The organism is Methylocapsa sp. S129 (genome assembly GCF_009765995.1).
GTDB lineage: Bacteria > Pseudomonadota > Alphaproteobacteria > Rhizobiales > Beijerinckiaceae > Roseiarcus.
The window spans coordinates 160682-179541 of the sequence record NZ_LMUI01000029.1; the positions used below are offsets into that span (position 1 = coordinate 160682).

Sequence of the window (18860 nt, forward strand, 5' to 3'; positions counted from 1 at the left end):
GCTCCCCTCAATTGTGGCGTCCTGGGCGTCCCCCGCAGGGGCCGGGCTGTCGTGAACGGAGCCGAACCCGTCTCCGCCCTGCCGGGCCTTCATCCGTGACGCAACATCAAACGAACCCCTCGCCGGGGGTGGTCGGGGCCCGCGTCCCGCCGGCGGCGGCGCTTTGCTGACGCTCCACGGCTACCCTTTTAGCCGGTCTCGGGGCTGGCGAATTGTCCTCGCGCCATCGTCGCTGCGGGCCATACGCCCTCTTCTTGTGAAGAGCGGCCCGCAAGGGCGGCCCGAGCGCTATCTCAAGCCGTCTTTGTTCACACTTCTGGACGCGCAGGGCTGACCGCCCCACCCTGTTCTGCGGTGCCTGATTTGCATTTGGATCGTTCGAACCACAAGTTGAGGGTCCCTGCCCTATCTTCGTCAGCACAGGCGATGCCACGACCGTGAACGCTCGCGGTGCAACCGCTTCAATAAGCCTGGCGTTTTCCAGCGTGCCGCCTGCGTCGCGTTCCGCAAGGTCGGGGGACGCGCGGCGCTCATAGCCCCAAATATCGGACCAAAGCCGCTTCAGACGCGAAGCCAAAATGGGATGGACGATGAACAATAGCAGCATGGGCGCACAGCTCGCAATTTTCCTCCGCAGCAATGAGGCTCGGCCGTATTGTGATGAATGCCTGCTTGAGGAAATCCCCGGCGCCCACATCACCGATGTGGGCAGGGCATCGGCGATGCTGCGGGAAGGCCCTGACTTCTTGTTCGAGGGGGCTGGCGCATGCGCGCGTTGCGCTCAAAAGAAGCCGTTGACCATGGCTGTGGCCTGAGGATGGCGAGGATCTGACGTGAGATTAATGACGGCGTGCGCCACGCCGACTGAATTGCGAACCCGTGGACCGCAATTCCGACCGCGCCGCGACGAAAAGCCATCGTGGTTGAATGGCATGCATATTACTTCGACGGCTTCGACGAAAAATCGGCGCCCGCGCGAATGACGACGATCCGAGCGGGGAGTGAGGATGAGGCTGGGAGGATCGCGATAGCGCAGATGGGACGTTGTCTGCGAGTTCACGTCACGCGCTCGATCTCGAGCGCGGGTTCATCCGATTTTGCCAATTGCGGAACACGTTCGACCCCGTTACGGCAAGCTTGAAACACTCGGGATCGAAATTACAGAAGACAGCGGGATCAGGCCGCGGATAGCGCAATGAGCACGGGCAGCTTGAATCCTCTCAACTAGGTTGATTCCGAGCCTTTCGCTTTGCCTTCCCGGCTGTATTTGTTTGCAGGCAGCGAATTGCGCTGCCACCTTTCGAGCGTCGGTCCCGCGGCCGTCGCTTGAGTTAAGGCGGTCGCGACGAGCCCCCGCTCCGCGACCGCCGCCTTTTTCAAGTTTCCTCTGCGATTGCCGCGAACATGGAATACGGGCCTCTGGCTGAATTGTTGCGCCATCGAGCGGAACCTTCGTCCAGGCGGCCCATTACAGCAGTGCTGCGATGTTGTGCCCCCCAGCCCCGTCGCGGTCATTGGGCTGCCCGGTGAGCATCCCCCCGCTCCCGGCGGCCCTCTTTTTGCGATGGATTCTGATATCTACGCGCAATGAACCGCCGCCGTGATCCGATCGAAGATACTCGCCAGTGGCGGATAACTTACGCCCTCGCTTGCGTCGCGTTCAGTCTCGCGCTGCTGGTCATCGGCCTGCTGGCGCGCCGGCTCGGCATCGCGGGATAGGTGCCGGCTGCAATCTGCGTGACATGCATGCGTTGCCGATCACGTCGGGGGCGGGCGCTCGCCTTTAGGTCCGGGGGGCATCAGGTTTTCCATATGATTTGATAGCAAGATTAATGCTGTTGATGGCGTCTTGGAGAAGAGCAGCCTGCACTACGGCGCTAAAGATGCCGGGGTCAATCGGACTATCGCTGATACCAAAACCGCCAATTTGCAATCTATCCCTATGCCGGATCAGCCCTGCTCGCGCGTCGCGAAGTCGGCCCAAAAAGTCATCGCCGGACATTTGTCCGCTCCATGCTTCCTGCCCAGTATAGCACGGGAGATCGGGAGGGCGTGAGACCCTCCGACCGAAGACCCTCCGCCGAATATTGACGTTCAGATACGAGCGGTCGATAAATGAATCCTGCGGTCGGCCGGCATCCAATGTGGGTCAATGCGATGAGTCTTCGTTTGTTCGGGCCTTCTCAGGGTGAAATTGACGAAATCGCTCACGATTTGATCGTGCGCCACGGGCTTGATGCGTATGACGAAGCGGTCCACTTATCCGAGGCCGTGCGTCTTCTCCCCCGATCGGTGCGGCAGAGAAAAATGTATCGACTGGCGGCGGTCCAGATCGAACAATCGTTCGAAACGGCGCGGAAGAGGCTTGGCCAGAAGCTAGCCGGCGAAACGCGCACGGCACTGACTACAGCCGCGATACCGTCCCCCGCCTCACGCTGAGGCGCTGGCGGCTATTGCCGCCGGGATGAGCCTATGCAAGCTTCAGCATCCTGCAACGGCGGGGTCGGTCCATGGTCGGCTGGTCGATAGAAGACGCGCTCGCAATGGAACGACGCCATATCCTGGAGGGCGAGAGGCGGATCGCACGGCAAGAGGCACTCGCGGCGGACCTCGATCGGAGAGGTTACGATCAACTCGCGTTCGAGGCCAACGATCTGCTGCGCATTCTGCGCGAAACTCACGAGCATTCGAGGGCGCGCGTTGGCGCGTTGGTAGGTTGCTTAACCAAACGTCGGCCAACGCCGACGTAGCGTCGGCGCCCTGAAGCTTAGCGAATCGAAATTCTGGAAGGCGACGGAATCGGGCTCCGTAGAACACGATCAGCTCGAATTCCGTCAAATAGGTGGATTCGCGCTACCGCGCCGCCCGGACGCGGCTTCTTCTTCAAATCAAATCAGGTTCTGCAAGCGGCTGAAGCCGAGAGTCTGCGATGGCGCCGCCCTGCAGGGCCCGGGCTGTCGTGATCGGAGCCGCGCGTGCGTCTCCGCTCTGCTGGGCATCCATCCCAGACGCACATCAAACGCGCCCTTCGCCGGAGGTGGTCGGGTCCCGCGTCCCGCCTGCTGCGGCGCTATGCTCTTGCTCCACGGCTACCCTTTTAACCGGTCTCGGCGCTGGAGAATGTCCTGGCGGTTCGAGAAGCGACGAAAATAAAGCCAGACGTTGGAACCAATGTCGAAATCACACGTCCACGGGCGTTGGTTCCAATCCGGGTTCGCGCGAGTTCGTCGCCCCACGCCGCAAGAACGTGCCAGCGCCGGCGGAAGTGAACCGATTTGCCCAACTTTATGAAGAGAGTTGTCGTCCTCGTCGTTGAGGACGAACCGTTTCTGCGCATGGTCGCGGTCGATCTGGTGGAGGAAGCAGGCTTCGAGGCGGTCCAAGCCGCGAATGCCGATCAGGCAGTAAGAATTCTGGAGGCGCGCGTCGATATTCGGATCGTCTTTACCGACATCGATATGCCCGGTTCAATGGACGGCATGAAGCTCGCCATGGCCATCCGGGGGCGGTGGCCTCCGATCGAGGTCATTCTCATGTCGGGGCTCTACAATATCGAGAAGGACGCACTTCCGGAACGCAGCGTGTTTTTTCGCAAGCCTTATAACCACAACGAGATCATTGCGACGATCCAGCGAATGGCGGCCTAGCTGTCGGCGCTCCTGCCTGCTTTTGCGCAGCCCTCGATTGAGCGGTCGAAATATCAGGCGGCGCGTGGAGGTTGTGTACTAATGGTGGCCCCAGCGATTGATATCGTGAGACCGGTAGGGCTGTTGACGCTCCCCGTCCCGCCTGCGGCGGCGCTATGCTGACGCTCCACGGCTACCCTGTTTGTTAGCCGCTACGATCTTCCGCACCGGTTTCGTCATCGCGGCCACACCGATCACCACGCAGCCCAGGCCGATCCATGCCGTCGAGGTCAAGGTTTCGCCGAGAAAAATAACGCCCAGCGCGACGCCGATCGGCACCCGCAAGTAGGCTTGGGCAGTTGTACCGACCGATCCCAGTGTCATGATCAGCCGGAAATAGATCACGAAGGCCAGCGCGGTGGAGAATACCGCAAGACCGGCGAGAGCCAGCATCGACGTCGTTGACGGCGCAAGCGTCCACGGCCGGTCCACTACGAGGCATGCAGGAATCAGGATCGCCGCGCCACAGAGCAGCGAGCCCACCGCCGGCGCCATCGGATCGAGACCCCTAAAGCCGCGGCTGAAGATAGCGCCCCCGGCATAGCAAAGGGCTGCAGTCACGGTGGCGATCTCGGCTGCTAGGTGCGCGCCCGCGTCGGCCAGCGCCCGCACGCCGACGATCAGGCAGATGCCGGCCATCCCAGCCACAACGCCGAATAGTTTCCGCGAACTCAGCGTCTCGTGGCGCGCGATTGCGAGCGTCAGGAAGAAAGTTAAGATCGGTGAGGTCGAATTGAGAATGGTCGCAAGCCCCGCGTCGAGCGAACGCTCGCCCCAGGCGATCAAGGTCCAGGGGATCACGCTGTTGAGGCAGGCCTGAATCACGAAACGTCGCCAGGTCGCGGCGTCTTTCGGCAGCCGCAGCCCGCGGCAGCGCATGACGGCAAGCAATAACACGCCCGCGATCAGTGTACGCGCCGCGATCAAGGTGATCGGCGGGACGGTGGCTACGCCAAGCTTGATAAAGCTATACGATGCGCCCCACAGCGTCGCGAGCAGCAAGAGCAGCGCCAACTCAACCGCCATGTCAGGATTTCGCAGGCGAGATCGCTCCACGTTCGGGATTCCGATCCTCGAGTGTTGGAGCCGCACGCTACCATGGCGGGATATCGTGATGTTTCGCCACGGACCGAAGTGTCCTTGGCGCAGAGCACTCAGGAAGATTTCCGCGAGATATATCCGTTGGCGGGATCGTCGGTGAACCGCCAGCGCGATTCCCAACAGCGTGCCGGAGCGAGGCGCTAAGTAGGGTCCGACAACGCCCCTGCCGGGGCCGCGGCGTCGTGAACCGAACCCGCCGAGGAAGCGGTTTCGGCCCCGGCGGACTTCCGTCGCTGACGCAGATTCTCCTCGCGGGTTGCATAGAGCGTTTGACGGGTTAAATGACGGGCTGCACTCGATCCGACGCGGAAGTAGTGGGTCAGTTTGAATTTCGGCCGGGTTGACGGGGCCGTGCGAAACCCCATAATTCTAGGTACGACAGAGCCCTCTTTCGAAGCGCGGTTAGTACAAACAGCAGACGTTGACGGCATGATGCAGAAGAGGGTCGACAGCGTATGGTCGACTAGCATAAGGAGTGCTAGCCTTTTCATCCGAGTTCATCTGCCAAAGGCCCTTTTATGAGCGTCGTCCACGGCACCGCCGCAAAAGACCGAGCGCGTCTCAGGCCCAGGGTCATGATCTACGGGGTCGGGTACTACGGTATGGAGGCTGTGCGCATTCTCGTAAAAAATGGCTGGCCAATCGTTGCGGCGGTGAACCGGGCAGGTCCCAAGATCGGCGAGGATCTAGGGCGGCTCGCCGGGCTGAACGAAGACTTGGGAGTCGTCGTACAGGACTGTGAAACCGTCGACTACGCGACCATGGATGCAGACATCGCGTTGGTTGTGCAAACCGAGAGGCTGAGCCTCAACTTTGCCGCTTATCAACGCCTCTTGGGAGCCGGCATCAATGTCATCTGCCACGGCTCAGAGTCATATTTTCCGCAAGGCGCCGATCCCGACTTAGCCGAAAAGATCGATGCCTTGGCCAAGAGGAACGCTGTTACATTCACCGGGACTGGCATTTGGGACTTCTCCCGCATCTGGGCGGGAATGCTGATTGCGGGGCCGTGCACCGAGCTTCGCTCGCTCACGCATTGCAGCTTGACCAACGCAGAGCTGGCGAACGAGCGCATGATGCGTGCCTATGGCGTTGACATGACGCAAGCCGAGTTTTTGGAAAAGGTAACCAAGGTGCCCGGCCAATTAGGAGAGCTCTACAAAGGCATACCGGCGCATGTGATGCATGCGCTTGGCTTCACCATCAAAAACGTGACCGAGCTGCGCGAGCCGGTACTTTCCGATCAACCGATGTGGTGTCGTATCCTCAATAGGTTTTTGGACCCCGGCACCTCGCTCGGTCTTCGGATCACCGCGTCGGTCGAAACCGTAGAAGGGCCTACGGCAAGCGCGCACATTGAACTGCGTCTCCTGGCGGAAGGCGAGTCCGAAAACATGACGTGGGCCGTTGATGGAAGGCCACCATCCAAAATCCGGATCGACCGCGCCGATGGCGTACACACCTCGGCAGCCTGTATGGTGAACCGCATTCCAGATGTAATAGCTGCTCCGCCAGGGATAAGGTTGATCTCTCAGTTTGGTCCACTGCGACCGTCGCTGAAGTAAACGCCATCGCGGATTTCAAACTGACCCTGTACCGACGCGGACATGCGATTGACGGGGTTAGAAAAGTCATTTCAATTTGGCATGTCGATCGGCTTCGCGTTGCAACGCCGATTTGCGGGTGGACCGCCGCAAGCTCCTGATCGCTCCGACCCGCAACGCCGCCTGAGAGTTCAATGTTCGAAGCGGATCCGACGCCAGCCCAGCAGATCGAGCGACTTGAGGCGCAGATCGACGAGTTGCGAGAGGCGATCCGGCACAGCCGCAGGCTCGTCGTAGCAGGACGCGCGTGCGCCTCCGCCGGCGCAGCGTTGCTTATCTGCTTGGTGCTCGGTCTGGCGACCGTCACGCCGGTTCAAATGATCGTCGGCATAGCCCTTGGGCTTGGTGGGCTGGTCCTGATGGGCAGCAGCGTAGGCAGCACCAAGCAGTTGGAGCTTTCCCTGAAGCAGACGGAGGATGAAAGGAACGCGGCGATCGACGCCCTGGAATTCGTCGATCTCGGAGACGGGGCCCGCTGATTTCGCGTCGGATCCGAGCGTTTGGCGCTGCGCATCGCTGCCCGGAGGCAACGGCCGCATTCGACCTAACTCGGATGTTCGGCCTCACGGCGCTTAGCGTCCGGCCAGCACCCCGGCGACGACGTCTCGCGCGTAGAGCAGGACGGATTTGTGCTCCTCCGCCGAGACCTCGACGAAGCCTAGTCCTCGGAGCAGGAAAATTCCCTCAACGGCAAGCAGGGCGTGACGAACGCGATAGGCGGCGCCGGAATCAGACAGGAGCGGATCAAGCAGCGCGCGATAATACCGTCGTGCTGGCTCCATCATATCGGGGGCGTGCACCAACGCGGTTACGAGAAAAGCCGCCTTGCGCGTCACAGCGTCGTCCTCATCGAGCGCTTCGTCAATGTGGGCTAGAACCAATTCGAAAGGCTCAACCGGCCTGCCGCCAAGCCGCTGGCGCACCGCTTCTTGAAAGCGCGTTATTTCCCGCTCTAACGCCGCGCGGACCAATCCATCCTTGGTCGGGAAGCTGTAGACGAGACCGCCCTTGCTGATCCTCGCACGCTCGGCGACGGCATCGAGCGTGAAATTTCGCCCTCCGGATTCGAGGATCACACGCTCGGCGGCATCCAGAATCCGATCCCGATCAATCTCCTTTTTCCGCGTCAAACCTAGCCTCTTGCTTTTCCGACTGATCAGTCGCATAACTATTTCCGACTGGTCAGTCTGATTACCACGTCGATGCGCGCCGTGGAAGCTGGCCTCTCAATTTGACGCGAGGACTGCATGAATTCCGACGGACACCGCACCCGCACCCTGCCGCTGATTGTGGTTCTGGGAATCATCACCGCCTTCGATGCGATGGCGATCGACCTGTATCTGCCGGGCTTCCGCGACATCGGACGTTCTCTCGGGGCAAACCCCGGCGCGATGCAGACATCGCTCTCCGTGTTCGTCGGCGGAGCCGCTATCGGACAACTTTTCTACGGACCCGTGAGCGATCGGTTCGGCCGACGCGGACCGCTCGCATTCGGAATATTGCTGTTTGTTCTGGCGTCGGTCCTCGCGGCTCTTTCGCAGAACATGGCGATGTTCATGGTCGCAAGAGCGCTTCAGGGCCTTGGCGCGGCAGCCGGGCTGGTCATTCCACGAGCGATTATCACCGATCGCTATCAAGGACGCGAGGTAGCGAAACTGTTTTCGGCATTGTTACAGGTCATGATGGTGGCGCCGATCGTTGCGCCGCCCATTGGCGGGCTTTTGGTCGCCGCGATGGGGTGGCAGGCGATTTTCTGGTTCCTCGCGCTCTTTGGCGCTGCGTCGCTCGTGGCTCTGCTCAAGATCGTGCCAGAGACGCTGGAATCCTCACGCCGTGCGACTGCGGGCCTGCGGGTCACCTTGCTCGACTATGCGGGCCTTTTCAGGCACGGCAGGCTCGCGTGGCTGACCCTTTCAAGCGCTTTCGCCATGGCGGGGCTGTTTGCCTATATCGGCTCATCGTCGTTCGTGTTCGTCGATCATTTCGGCCTACCGCCGGCAATTTACAGCCTCGTGCTCGCCGGCATTGCCATCGGGATGGTGATTGGCGGCCAGATCAATGTGCTGCTGTTGAACCGCTGGACGGAACCCCAGATTCTGGTTTTTGGACTCCTGCTTCACGTCGCCTGCTGCGTCGCGCTCCTTATCGCCACCATTGTCATGGGGGCCGGAGTCACCGTGGCCGGCGCCTTGATTTTCCTTGCCATGGCGAGCCTGATGCTCGTGATCGGCAATGGCTTCGCGCTCGTCATGAAATGCGCGCCCATGAGCCAGGCCGGCTCTGTCTCGTCGCTGCTGGGGGTCCTGCAATACGCCTTCGCCGGCGCGGTAGGCGCAGCTTTGGCGCTCGCGTTTGACGCCACCCTTACCCCCTTCATTACGGCAATGCTGCTGTGTGCCGTCGGTGCGCTTGCCGCCTTTGTCGTCGCAACGAGACTGACCGCAGAAACGGCCACGCCGTTCGAGGACAGGACAGCTGAATACCCCTAACCCTTGCAAATCGTAACGAGGCTCCGGGCGAACAGTGCGATGAGGCAGTAGACTTCGGGGCCGTCCCGGCGCGCACTGATCGCCAGGGGCGTTGCGACGGCTGGCCTCGCCCTAATCGCGCCAGCGCTCGGGGCATCTCTGAGCTATCTCAATCGCGCTTGGCGTCGCGAAACTCTCTTTCGAACAGCCCCTCTCCTCTCCGCCATTGCAGCGAGAACCGCCGAGAACGGGGGCCGGCAAGATGCCCCCGTCCTGTTTTCGTAACCTCGGCCGGAATTATTTATAATCGCGCGACCAAAGATTTGGGATGTCCTTGACCGTAGCAGGCGTTACAACGCGCCCTTTCGCGAGGCAACCATCAGGCCCGCACTTCGGATCCTCTTTCTTCGCTATTGCAATGATAACCCTGACCGCCTCCTGGGCTTGCGAATAAGCATCCCAGGTGGTCGACACATCGATGTAGCCGCCTTCCATCGGCTTTACGGCCGCTGAGAGGAGATCTTGGGTCGCCAGCCACATATGCTTCGGCTGCCCGGTTGGCGCCCAGCGGTCCGCCTTCTCGAGAGCGGCTTGTATGGAGGGGAAGGCGAAGTCGCTGGCCGCGAATACGCAGTTGGCCTCAGGTTTCGCGTTCAGCGCATTGGTCAATCCTGAGAGGAACAGCTCTGGATTCCAGTTGGTCGGAACCTGCAAGATTGTCTCGTATTGTCCTGTCGCCTTGCCGACTTCGTTCCAGGCTTGACTGCGATGTACCGCGTTGATGTCGGTGAGCATGCCCTGGAGTTCGATGCACTTCCCGTGAACACCAGCCTTTTTCAGGATTTCGGCAAAGGCTTCGCCGGTCGTTTTGGCTTCATCATAGCTGTCTCCGCCGACATGAGCTGTCGGCTTTCCGCTCGTGGAGCCCCGATCGAAGGTTATGAACGGGATCCCCGCTTCCCTGGCTGCCTTGATCGAGGTTCCGATCGCGCCGGAGTCGAAAGCGCGCGCAATGATGACGTCGACGCCCCGCGTGATCAGATCGTCGATATTGGCGGCCTGACGCGCCGGGTCGGCGTTGGCGACGTTGATTGTCCATTCGAAGTCGAAGCCCGCGGCCTTCCCCTGCTTTTCACCCTCGGATTTTAGAAAATCCTGCCAGGCAGTCTCAAGCGAGGATTCCTTGGTGTCGAGAGAGAAGCCCACTTTCAGGGGCTTCAGGGCGTCCGCCTGCGCCGCGCTGATAAGGCACAGTGCGAGACAAGAAGTCAGCATGTAACGTTTCATAGCAGTTTCCTCTCTGTAGTTGACTTGGGCTTTTCGAACGCTTCGGTCAGGCGGGTCACTCCTTGGGATTCAAAGTCTTCGTCTCATTGAATACCGCCCGCTTTTCAGCGCATCCGCATACATTGCTGCGAAGATCACGGCGCCGCCGATAAGCCTATATGAATAGGGATCGGCGCCGAGATTGGTGAGCCCGTCGCGGATCATCTCAAAGATGAAGGCGCCGGGAATGATGCTGAAGAGAATCGCGCCGCGGCCGCCAAGCAGGCTGATCCCGCCGACGACCACGACGGCAAGCGCTGTGAACTCCAGTCCGCTCCCAAGGAATGGGCTGACGGCTCCGTTCTGGATTGTGGTGAGGATTCCGCCGACGGACGCGAGCGCGCCGGCGAGAACGAAGCTGAAAAAGCCGATGCGGTCGACGGGGAGTCCGACCTTCCGTGCGACCGCTATATCGTTGCCCATCGCCATGATCTGGCGTCCGAATGCGGTTTTGGTCTGTAGCAGATGCACGAGAACGAGAACGACGAGCATCACGAAGATGTCGAGGGGGATCGGCCCCAGCCTGGTATTGCCGAGGAAGCGGATCGGCGGCGGCAGTTGCACCAGCAACGCGTCCGTAAGGGCGAGCGCCATTCCCCTATAAGCAATCATCGTGCTCAGCGTCGCAATCAGGGAGTTAACCTTGAGCACAACAACGATGAATCCGTTGACCGCGCCGAGCAATGCGCCGCAGCAAACGACGATGATCGCCGCGAGCACCGGATTGAGTTCGCCCTGGTTCATCAATAGGGCGCCGATCGCGCAGGACAGAAAGGCAGTCGATCCGACGGAAATATCAAGCCGGCCCGACATCACCACCAGCGCCAATCCGGAAGCTGTGATCGCAAGCGGATCCATCGCGCTGAAAATATTGAGGATATTGTCGAGCTGAAAAAAATGCTGCGTGGCCAACGAGAAGAATATGAAAATGATCGCGAACACGACGAAGAAGCCGTGTTGAAGCGGAAAATCGGAGGTTTTTCCTCTGGCGGTCACGAGGCGACCTCAAGGTCATTGTCGATCATCGCGATCGATCCCATCAGCGCGCTCGCGCCGGCGGAGCCCGGCAGTTCGTCGATCAGTCGGCCGCGACTGATGATGAGATAACGGTCACAGACCCGCATCAACTCCTGAAGCTCGGACGAGACCAATAGGACGCTGCATCCCTGCTCCGCCAGTTCGACGACAAGTCGCATGATTTCGGTCTTGGCGCTGATGTCGAGGCCGCGGGTCGGCTCGTCCAGAAGGAACAGGCGTGGGCTGGTCGCGAGCCACTTCCCGAACACGACCTTTTGCTGATTGCCGCCACTCAGGGTGGCGACGATCTGCTCCCGGCCGGAGGCCTTGATCTTCAGGCGGTCGATCATAGCGTCTGCCAGCGCATTCTGGCGGCCGCGATCGATAAGGCGCCATTTGTTGAGTAGCGACTTCAGGTTGGGAAGGGCAATATTGTCGGAAATAGAGAGCGGCAGATGGACGCCCTCCCCGCGCCGGTCCTCCGTGATCATGCCGACATGGGCGTGCAGCCGTTCGGGCGCGATGGGCGCGAGAGTGCGGCCGTCGCGCCATGAGATTGTCCCGCCGTCGATGGGATCGAGACCCACCAGGGCGCGCAACAGCTCGGTCCGTCCCGAACCGAGCAGTCCCCAAAGGCCAACGATCTCGCCGCTGCGGATTTCGAAATCCACATCCCGCAACACGCCGTCGCGCCGCAATCCCGTCACGGCGATCAGAGGCTCGCCCACAGCTTCGATTGGCGCACGGATGCGCCCTTCGTTTTCGGCTACGCCCAGCATCAGATGAACGACCTTGGCCGGATCGACCTCGGATATCGGCGACGACCATACTGTCTCGCCGTTGCGCATGACGGTGACGCGCTCACAGATCGAGAAAATCTCGTCAAGGAAATGGGTGATGTAGATGATGACGACACCGTCGGTCTTCAGTCCCCGGATGACGTTGAAAAGCCGCTGTCGCTCCGGGCCGGTCAGGGATGAAGTAGGCTCGTCGAAAATGATGACCTTTGCCTTGTGCCGCAGCGCCCGCGCGATTTCGATCAATTGCTGATCGCCGATGCTGAGCTGTTCGACGCGCGTCTCCGGAGGGATCGAACAACCGAGACGAGCGAGCAAGGCCTCGGACTGGCGCGCCATTTCCCTCGTACGGATGAACGGTCCCGACGATGGCAAGCTGTCGATAAAGATGTTCTCCGCTACCGTCAGTGTGGGAAGCATCGTCAATTCCTGGTGGACGAAGGCGACGCCTTGTTGCGCAGCTTGCCGAGGCGAACGGATGACAGTTTCGGCGCCGTCGAGAACGATGCGGCCTCTGTCGCTGGCGACGACGCCGCCGAGTATGTTCATCAGGGTCGATTTGCCGGCGCCGTTGGCGCCCATGACGGCCGTCGCCTCGCCGCCGCGCGCCTCCAGGCTCGCTCCCCGGAGCGCCGCGATCCCGGCGAAGGCTTTCGAAATCCCCTCCATGCGTAGCGACGTTTGCTGCGCGTTCATCGCTTGGTCTCTTTGCGGCCGTCGATGGCGACGAATGCGATAATGACCGCGCCTTTGACGATAAGGCTTAGATAGTAGGACACGCCGATGAGGTTCATCGCGTTCGATAGAATAGTGATCAACAACGCGCCAAACAGCGCGCCGGGGACCCGGCCGGAACCGCCATAGATGCTTACGCCGCCGACGACGCAGGCCGACACAATGTCGAGCACCACCCCGTCGTTGCCCATATTGGCGGAGGCTGAGCCGAGGCGCGCGGTGAGCAGAATGGCCGTCAGTCCAGCCATCAGACCTGAAAACACGTAGCTGGCGAGAATGACGCGCCCGATCGGAATTCGGGCGACCCGCGCCGCCCGATCATTGATCCCCACCGCATAGGCCCAGCGGCCGGCGACGGATGAACGCATCAGCATCGCGACCAACCCGGCAAGAACAGCCACGACGAGCACGGTAACGGGAACGCCGAGAAGCGGTCTCGCGTCGAAGAAATCGATGAACGTATCGGGTAATTGCGAGATACTGAGCGAATTCGTCACCCAGACTGATGCGCCGGACACCACGGTCATCGTCGCCAGCGTGACGACAAAAGGAATCATTTTGAGGCGCGCGACGGCGAAGCCGTTGACCAGACCAATCAGCAAGCCGGCCGCGATCATGATGAGGGCCCCAACCGCCCAATCGCCCGTCGCCTTCATGTAAAGCGCGCCTAGCACAGCGCCCATCGCCGTGTTGGCCGGCAGCGACAGATCGATGCCGCCAACGATCATCACGACGGTCATGCCGATCGCCAGAAGGCCCAACAAAGACACTTGAAGCAGCACATTGATGATGTTGTGATAGCGAAAGAAATTGGGCGCATAGACGCCGATCGCGACCAATGTGGCGATCATCAGCACGGCGGACACAACGCGCTGTCGCGAGGGCCATGCGAACAGAGGCGCCGGCGCAATCTGCGTCACGGCCATATGCCTGCTCCCGGCCGAGCATTTCTGTGCTCGTTCATCTTGACTAGTCTCCTCCTCCCGCGCCTACCGCTGTAGCGAAGGCCATTATGAAACGTTATATGGCGGAGCATACATCTTCGAATGCTCCGCGTATCGACCGGCGTCAGTCCGGCAGCACGACGCCGAGGCGCGCCATCAGGCCGCCGTCGACTTTAAATTCGGCGCCGGTACAGAAGCTCGCCCGGTCGCTCGCGAGAAACGCGACGACCTCCGCCACCTCTTCGGGGCGCCCGACCCGACCAAGAGGCTGCGCCTTGCCCCATTCCCTGATAATCTCGTCTTCGCGTCCAGGGGCGGTTTCCGCGGCCGAGAACCGCGTCATCGGCGCATCGATGCAGCCGGGGCAGACAGCGTTCGCGCGAATGCTGGCAAAACCGAAGTCGACGGCGATCGACCGGGTCAGAGCGAGCATGCCGCCTTTGGACGTGGCGTAGGCGGCGACGCGCGCTTGATTGGCAAGCGCCTGCACCGAGCTCACGTTCACGATCGACCCGCGGGCCGCCTTCACCATATGCGGCAGCGCGTGATGACAAGCGAGATAGGTCCCGCGGAGATTGACGCCCATTACATAGTCCCACTCTGCGGGTTCCATTGAGGCGACCGTTCCGTAAGGTTGTACCGCCGCGTTGTTGATCAGCACGTCGATCGAGCCCAGAATCTCCATCGATCGCCTGATGGCGTCGGCGACCTCCGCCTTGACGCTGATATTAGCGACGATCGCCGCGGCGTTGAGCTTTTCCGTCCGCAAGGTCTCCTCGGCATGTTGAAGCAATTCCCGATCATGGCCTATCAGGATCACCTATCCGCCGCGCTGGGCGATCAGCCGCGCGCAAGCCAATCCGATGCCGCGGCCGCCACCGGTGATAACTGCGCTTTTACCCACGAACTCGCTCATATCGCCCCCAGTTTTTTGCCGGACTCCGCGCGCGCCGCGGTGGACCGGCGGATTATGAGCTGGCCGGCCGCGCGAATATGCGGGTTTGCGATCGGTCGCCCGCTGATTTGATGAGACATGAGGCGCCAGGCCTCCACGGCAATCTGATCCACCGGCTGGTGGATTGCGCTCACCGCCGGCTGAAGCAGCTTTAGCCATTCGAAATCGTCAAAGGCCAGAAGGGACATCTCATGGGGGACCTCGACGCGGCAGTTCTGCAGCGCCCCGACGGCCCCGAGAGTCACTAGGTTGTTGGAGGTGAACAGCGCGGTCGGCCGCTCGCCTTCACGAAACAGACCTTCGAGCGAAATGCGAGCTTCCTCAACGGTCATTCCGACGATTCTGACATCGGCGTTGCCTTTGGCCTCACTCATGGCTCGCTCGAATCCGGCGATACGCTCGTGCGTATTCCAGAGCCGCGGCGTGTTCACGGCGAGGGCGATATGTCGGTGGCCAAGCGATAGAAGATATCTCGCGCCTTGATAGGCCGCGTCGAAATTGTCGGTGGCGACGCTTGGGTACGGGTCCTCGGCCGCAATGCGATCGACGATCACACACGGCATGTCGGAGCCAATTGCCGAGGCGAGCATGTCCGAGCCATCCAGAGAAGGGATGACAATCATGCCGTCGACTTGTCTTTCCTTGATTACGTCGATACGTTCGCGCGCCCGCTGCGGCTCCTCTCCCGTCGTCACGATCATGACGGTGTATCCGCCGGCCGACGCGAGATTTTCCAACTTCTCGACAAGCGTTGCGTAGAACGTGTTCAGAATGTCGGGAACGATGATGCCGATCGTATGGCTCTGTCGGCTTCGCAGGCTCGCGGCGATCCGATTGCGCTGATAGTTCAAACGTCCACAGGCCGCGAGAACGCGCTCGCGCAGCTCTTTGGCGACGGTGGAATCGCCCCTCAAAACTTTGGACACGGTGCCGAGCGAGACTGAGGCCTCGGTCGCAACGTCGTTCATCGTCGGCTTGGCGCGCATCCCCACCACGTTTGCTGTTTATGATGAAACGTTATACAGACACATTACCGCGCCGTCGTTCGGAGTCAATATCCTCTTTGCTGCGAGGGCGATATCACGTTAACTCGATGGGGCGGCTTCGGATGATATTGACTGGCGTATGGTCCTTCGTCCCGTCAGCTACAAACGCCACCGATTTCCCCCTGAGATCATCGCACGTGCCGTCTGGCTGTATTTTCGATTTCTCTTGAGTCTGCGTCTGGTCGAAGAAATGCTGGTTGAGCGCGGCATTGTCGTATCCTACGAAACCATTCGACGCTGGGCGATCAAATTCGGCGCCGACTACGTCCGTCGCATGAAGCGTAAAGCGCCCAGCCGCCATGATATCTGGCATCTCGACGAGGTTGTGGTCTCCATCAATGGCGAGAGACGCTATCTTTGGCGCGCTGTCGATCAGGAGGGATATGTCCTCGACGAAATCGTGCAAATCCACCGGAACGCAAAGGCCGCGCGGCGATTGCTGACGCGGCTCTTGCGGAAGCAAGGACGTCCGCCGAAGCGGATCATAACCGACAAACTCGGCTCCTACGCCGCCGCCAAGCGTATGGTCATGCCGAAGGTCGAACACCGCTCCCACAAAGGGGTTGAACAATCGGGCGGAGAATTTTCACGTGCCAGTCAGAAAACGGGAGCGGATGATGCGGGGCTTTCGATCCTGGCCTGGGTTACAGCGGTTCGTCTCGACCCTCTCCGCCGTCCGCAATCATTTCGTTTCGCCCCGTTCCCATCGCTCCGCCCTATCTACCCACCTTCATCGTCTGAGTGCGATGGCGGAGTGGAAATCCGTCACTCTCGCTGCCTGAAAATCGATCGCGACCGAACCGTTGCATCCATCGCAAGTTAGCGCGACATCGCCCGCCGAGCTGCTCGCGCTCTGGCTCGCCGACGCTCTCCTCGCCACCCGCCTGCGCTGGACTCTCGCCGTTCCGCTGCTCGCCGTTCCGATCCTGCATCCCAGCTTGAAGATCGGGACCGAGGGCCGGCGACCGCGTCCGGGCGAGGCCGACTGGCCGCGGCTGTGCTGCCTCGCCTACGCCCGCGCCGCGGCGGCGGCCTGCGATCTCGGCGCCGATTTCGCCCGCCGCGCCGAGAAGCTGAACAGCGTCGCGCCAAACTGCGCGCCAAGGGCGCCGGCGCCGTGATTGTCGCTCTGCTCGACGATGACGCGCTGACCGCCGCCGGCGACGCGGGCGGCGTGAGCGAGCGCGCCCTTCGACGGCTGTTCGACATTTGACTCGCCCACCTCTCGTGCAAATAGTGGCGAAAAGCGATGACGGGCCTCCCTTCGCCCGCCGACCGCGACGTGAGCGAGGTCAGGCATTAGAGAGGGGGGTGATTGTGACGGCCGCCGGTTCACGCCGGCGGCTGTTTCGTCGCTGCCCGCTTGCCGACGACAAGCATTCCCCGTTGCGCGACGAGGCGCGCCGAAGGGCAACTCGACCTCCAAAGCTCAGGGCTGGCTAGAAATTGCGGCGACTATGTCCAAACTCTTCGGCACCGCGCCCCGCGATCGAACGAGCGCCCATCAAATGGCCGGATGGACTCTCTTGCCGCTGCTGGTTTTCCCCCACACCATGATTTTTTGGTCAGGGAATTGCGTCTTCGCTTTCGCGAATGCGGTGCGAGCTACGCGCTCGTCGACGTTGATCGCCAGCACTTCTCCGGGCAATCCCATGCCATCCAGAGTTTCGATTTGAAAACTTACAATCGCCTCGGTGGTGAGAGGGGAGATGAGCCTGCCGCGACAGCCTCGGAGGGCGGTCAAGGTAATATTAACGGATTTTGGCGTCAGCCTCCCGCCCCCGCCTCCGCGTGACAACGCCGTGAGCTTCTCCTCAAGCTTGCGAACGTCTTCCTCTACCCAACGCATCTCCCCTCCCCAAGCGATCGCAGACGACAGCGTTATCCGGGAATCCTTCCTGCCGGCCGCCAAAGCGGCCAGGGTAGGCGCGGGAGATTGGCTCACGGTGCGTCCGGGTACCCCGTCAGCATGCGTTCTGCTTCGCGGAGCTTCATTGACATAAATCAACTCGACATCGGACCTTATGGCGCATGATCACAAAATCGGCGCGGAAGGCCCAAGCGCCGCCGGCAAGCTCGTGAAGCGATCGTGGCGCTCTCAGGTCAGAGAGCGTGATGGCGCCTTGGCGGGGCGTTCGGCCGCATATTGCCAGAACGGCCTCACCTGATGGCGATCGGGAAGCACCAGCATGGCCGCGCGCACCTGGCCAAGAGTCGCGATCGTGCGGCCGTCCTTAAGTTTGATCAGGGTCGCGAGCTTGCGGGACCAAGGCGTGACCGCGTCTGCCGCATCGGGCGCTAAATCAATCCCTCGGCCTTAAGGGCGCGCCGCAAATTCGCGACGGTTTCACCTATGGGACCATCGGACGTGGCGGCTTCCAGCAAGAGGCCGCCTGTGTAGAGCCATACGTCATTGTTCTGGGTCTGCGCCGGCAGAGATCGGATTACCGTCCGCGCGTCATTGAGGGTCACAATTTCGCGGCCGTCGTTGAGGACGATCGGGACGGTGAGGTGACGGGCCCAGGGCATGCGGCAGCGTAGCAGATATGCGGCCTTGCGCAGCCAGAGTTCTTTTGATTGGCGCTGTGGCGGCGGTTTTCGTCTCACCACGTCGGGCGCTCTGCCGCTTCGTCTCCGGCGCGTCGAAATGATGGGAGCGTTGTTCGGCTTGGGCATGCGCGGCTCCTTGGCTCGCATGGTGCGGCTCAAGATCGACAGACGCGGCCCTTAGCCTGCGAATTGTGGGGGGCCGCCCGAGCGTCGCCGGAATCGCTCCGCCAAATGCTCCACATGAGCAGCGATAGCCAAATGACGCTCGCGAACGCTCCAAGAATGGCAACCGACACGGTCAATCCAGTTGCGGCGCCGACATCAATCTTTCCGAACGCCCGCCCAGTGTTGAGGACGGACGTGGAGAGCGCGAAAATGAATACCGTATCGCGGGAACGGCGGTCGCGAAGGTTCAGTTTCATGAGTCGATTCCGATGTTCTATGCCCAGTATCGCAAGGTTACGGTCTGGCGCGATCACGGTCCGTGTTCGAGTGGCCCGCGCTCAAAGGCGCCCCGGACTGAAGGTGCGAGCGCAGGGCGATGTCACGCTAACTTGCGATGGATGCAACGGTTCGGTCGCGATCGATTTTCAGGCAGCGAGAGTGACGGATTTCCACTCCGCCATCGCAC

General features: G+C 61.1%; 19 protein-coding genes and 1 pseudogene. 9 read left to right on the forward strand and 11 right to left on the reverse strand.

The genetic code is table 11. The features are described from left to right. Nucleotides 1–590: 590 nt before the first annotated feature. Together GSQ90_RS17485 and GSQ90_RS32715 are read left to right on the forward strand one after the other, a co-directional pair. Nucleotides 591–815 (forward strand): hypothetical protein, encoded by a 225-nt coding sequence (locus GSQ90_RS17485; RefSeq protein ID WP_158816132.1) that lies wholly within the window; start codon nucleotides 591–593, stop codon nucleotides 813–815. A gap of 772 nt (nucleotides 816–1587) precedes the next feature. Continuing rightward, nucleotides 1588–1719 carry a hypothetical protein gene (locus GSQ90_RS32715; RefSeq protein WP_256366615.1) on the forward strand — a complete coding sequence of 44 codons (132 nt, stop codon included), beginning with the start codon at nucleotides 1588–1590 and terminating at the stop codon, nucleotides 1717–1719. A 64-nt stretch (nucleotides 1720–1783) separates the two neighbouring features. Here GSQ90_RS32715 and GSQ90_RS17490 read toward each other — a convergent pair whose 3' ends face one another. After that, the gene (locus tag GSQ90_RS17490) at nucleotides 1784–2002 is read right to left on the reverse strand and encodes a hypothetical protein (protein WP_158816133.1); all 219 of its coding nucleotides are present in this window, start codon (nucleotides 2000–2002) and stop codon (nucleotides 1784–1786) included. A 113-nt stretch (nucleotides 2003–2115) separates the two neighbouring features. Here GSQ90_RS17490 and GSQ90_RS17495 point away from each other — a divergent pair, with 113 nt between their 5' ends. Further along, entirely contained in the window at nucleotides 2116–2439 is a 324-nt protein-coding gene (locus GSQ90_RS17495; RefSeq protein WP_158816134.1) for a hypothetical protein, read from the forward strand. An 848-nt stretch (nucleotides 2440–3287) separates the two neighbouring features. Next, entirely contained in the window at nucleotides 3288–3647 is a 360-nt protein-coding gene (locus GSQ90_RS17500; protein WP_158816135.1) for a response regulator, read from the forward strand. Between the two features lie 153 nt (nucleotides 3648–3800). Here the strand turns inward: GSQ90_RS17500 and GSQ90_RS17505 are convergent, their stop codons facing one another. Next, the gene (locus tag GSQ90_RS17505) at nucleotides 3801–4712 is read right to left on the reverse strand and encodes a DMT family transporter (RefSeq protein ID WP_158816136.1); all 912 of its coding nucleotides are present in this window, start codon (nucleotides 4710–4712) and stop codon (nucleotides 3801–3803) included. 593 nt (nucleotides 4713–5305) lie between these two features. Here GSQ90_RS17505 and GSQ90_RS17510 point away from each other — a divergent pair. Next, complete coding sequence (locus GSQ90_RS17510) at nucleotides 5306–6352, forward strand: hypothetical protein (protein WP_158816137.1); 1047 nt, start codon at nucleotides 5306–5308, stop codon at nucleotides 6350–6352. A gap of 173 nt (nucleotides 6353–6525) precedes the next feature. Continuing rightward, complete coding sequence (locus GSQ90_RS17515) at nucleotides 6526–6870, forward strand: hypothetical protein (RefSeq protein ID WP_158816138.1); 345 nt, start codon at nucleotides 6526–6528, stop codon at nucleotides 6868–6870. Nucleotides 6871–6963: 93 nt separating this feature from the next. On the opposite strand, the gene GSQ90_RS17520 is transcribed toward GSQ90_RS17515, so the two are convergent. After that, complete coding sequence (locus GSQ90_RS17520) at nucleotides 6964–7521, reverse strand: TetR/AcrR family transcriptional regulator (protein WP_158816139.1); 558 nt, start codon at nucleotides 7519–7521, stop codon at nucleotides 6964–6966. A 117-nt stretch (nucleotides 7522–7638) separates the two neighbouring features. On the opposite strand from GSQ90_RS17520, the gene GSQ90_RS17525 reads away from it, so the two are divergent. Then, nucleotides 7639–8880 (forward strand): multidrug effflux MFS transporter, encoded by a 1242-nt coding sequence (locus GSQ90_RS17525; protein ID WP_158816140.1) that lies wholly within the window; start codon nucleotides 7639–7641, stop codon nucleotides 8878–8880. 276 nt (nucleotides 8881–9156) lie between these two features. On the opposite strand, the gene GSQ90_RS17530 is transcribed toward GSQ90_RS17525, so the two are convergent. The 6 genes from GSQ90_RS17530 to GSQ90_RS17555 form a co-directional block, all read right to left on the reverse strand. Then, nucleotides 9157–10146 carry a sugar ABC transporter substrate-binding protein gene (locus GSQ90_RS17530; protein ID WP_158816141.1) on the reverse strand — a complete coding sequence of 330 codons (990 nt, stop codon included), beginning with the start codon at nucleotides 10144–10146 and terminating at the stop codon, nucleotides 9157–9159. 69 nt (nucleotides 10147–10215) lie between these two features. Beyond that, nucleotides 10216–11181, reverse strand: coding sequence for an ABC transporter permease (locus GSQ90_RS17535; RefSeq protein ID WP_158816142.1), 966 nt, complete (start codon nucleotides 11179–11181; stop codon nucleotides 10216–10218). Continuing rightward, nucleotides 11178–12695, reverse strand: a complete 1518-nt coding sequence (locus GSQ90_RS17540; protein WP_158816143.1) for a sugar ABC transporter ATP-binding protein — start codon at nucleotides 12693–12695, stop codon at nucleotides 11178–11180. Before GSQ90_RS17540 ends, GSQ90_RS17535 begins: the two co-directional genes overlap by 4 nt. Next, nucleotides 12692–13660, reverse strand: a complete 969-nt coding sequence (locus GSQ90_RS17545; RefSeq protein ID WP_158816144.1) for an ABC transporter permease — start codon at nucleotides 13658–13660, stop codon at nucleotides 12692–12694. The genes GSQ90_RS17540 and GSQ90_RS17545 overlap by 4 nt, the downstream gene beginning before the upstream one ends. A gap of 142 nt (nucleotides 13661–13802) precedes the next feature. Beyond that, nucleotides 13803–14498: an SDR family oxidoreductase gene (locus GSQ90_RS17550; RefSeq protein ID WP_210254921.1), complete on the reverse strand. Its 696-nt coding sequence runs from the start codon at nucleotides 14496–14498 to the stop codon at nucleotides 13803–13805. Between the two features lie 92 nt (nucleotides 14499–14590). Next, nucleotides 14591–15619: a LacI family DNA-binding transcriptional regulator gene (locus tag GSQ90_RS17555; RefSeq protein WP_371418396.1), complete on the reverse strand. Its 1029-nt coding sequence runs from the start codon at nucleotides 15617–15619 to the stop codon at nucleotides 14591–14593. A gap of 139 nt (nucleotides 15620–15758) precedes the next feature. Between GSQ90_RS17555 and GSQ90_RS17560 the strand changes: the two are divergent. Together GSQ90_RS17560 and GSQ90_RS17565 are read left to right on the forward strand one after the other, a co-directional pair. After that, nucleotides 15759–16461: pseudogene (locus GSQ90_RS17560) on the forward strand (IS6 family transposase). Between the two features lie 21 nt (nucleotides 16462–16482). Beyond that, nucleotides 16483–16800, forward strand: coding sequence for a DUF1403 family protein (locus GSQ90_RS17565; RefSeq protein ID WP_158816146.1), 318 nt, complete (start codon nucleotides 16483–16485; stop codon nucleotides 16798–16800). Nucleotides 16801–17183: 383 nt separating this feature from the next. Here GSQ90_RS17565 and GSQ90_RS17575 read toward each other — a convergent pair whose 3' ends face one another. Together GSQ90_RS17575 and GSQ90_RS17580 are read right to left on the reverse strand one after the other, a co-directional pair. Then, nucleotides 17184–17528, reverse strand: coding sequence for a hypothetical protein (locus GSQ90_RS17575; protein WP_158816148.1), 345 nt, complete (start codon nucleotides 17526–17528; stop codon nucleotides 17184–17186). Nucleotides 17529–17977: 449 nt separating this feature from the next. Next, entirely contained in the window at nucleotides 17978–18355 is a 378-nt protein-coding gene (locus GSQ90_RS17580; protein WP_158816149.1) for a hypothetical protein, read from the reverse strand. Nucleotides 18356–18860: the final 505 nt, after the last annotated feature.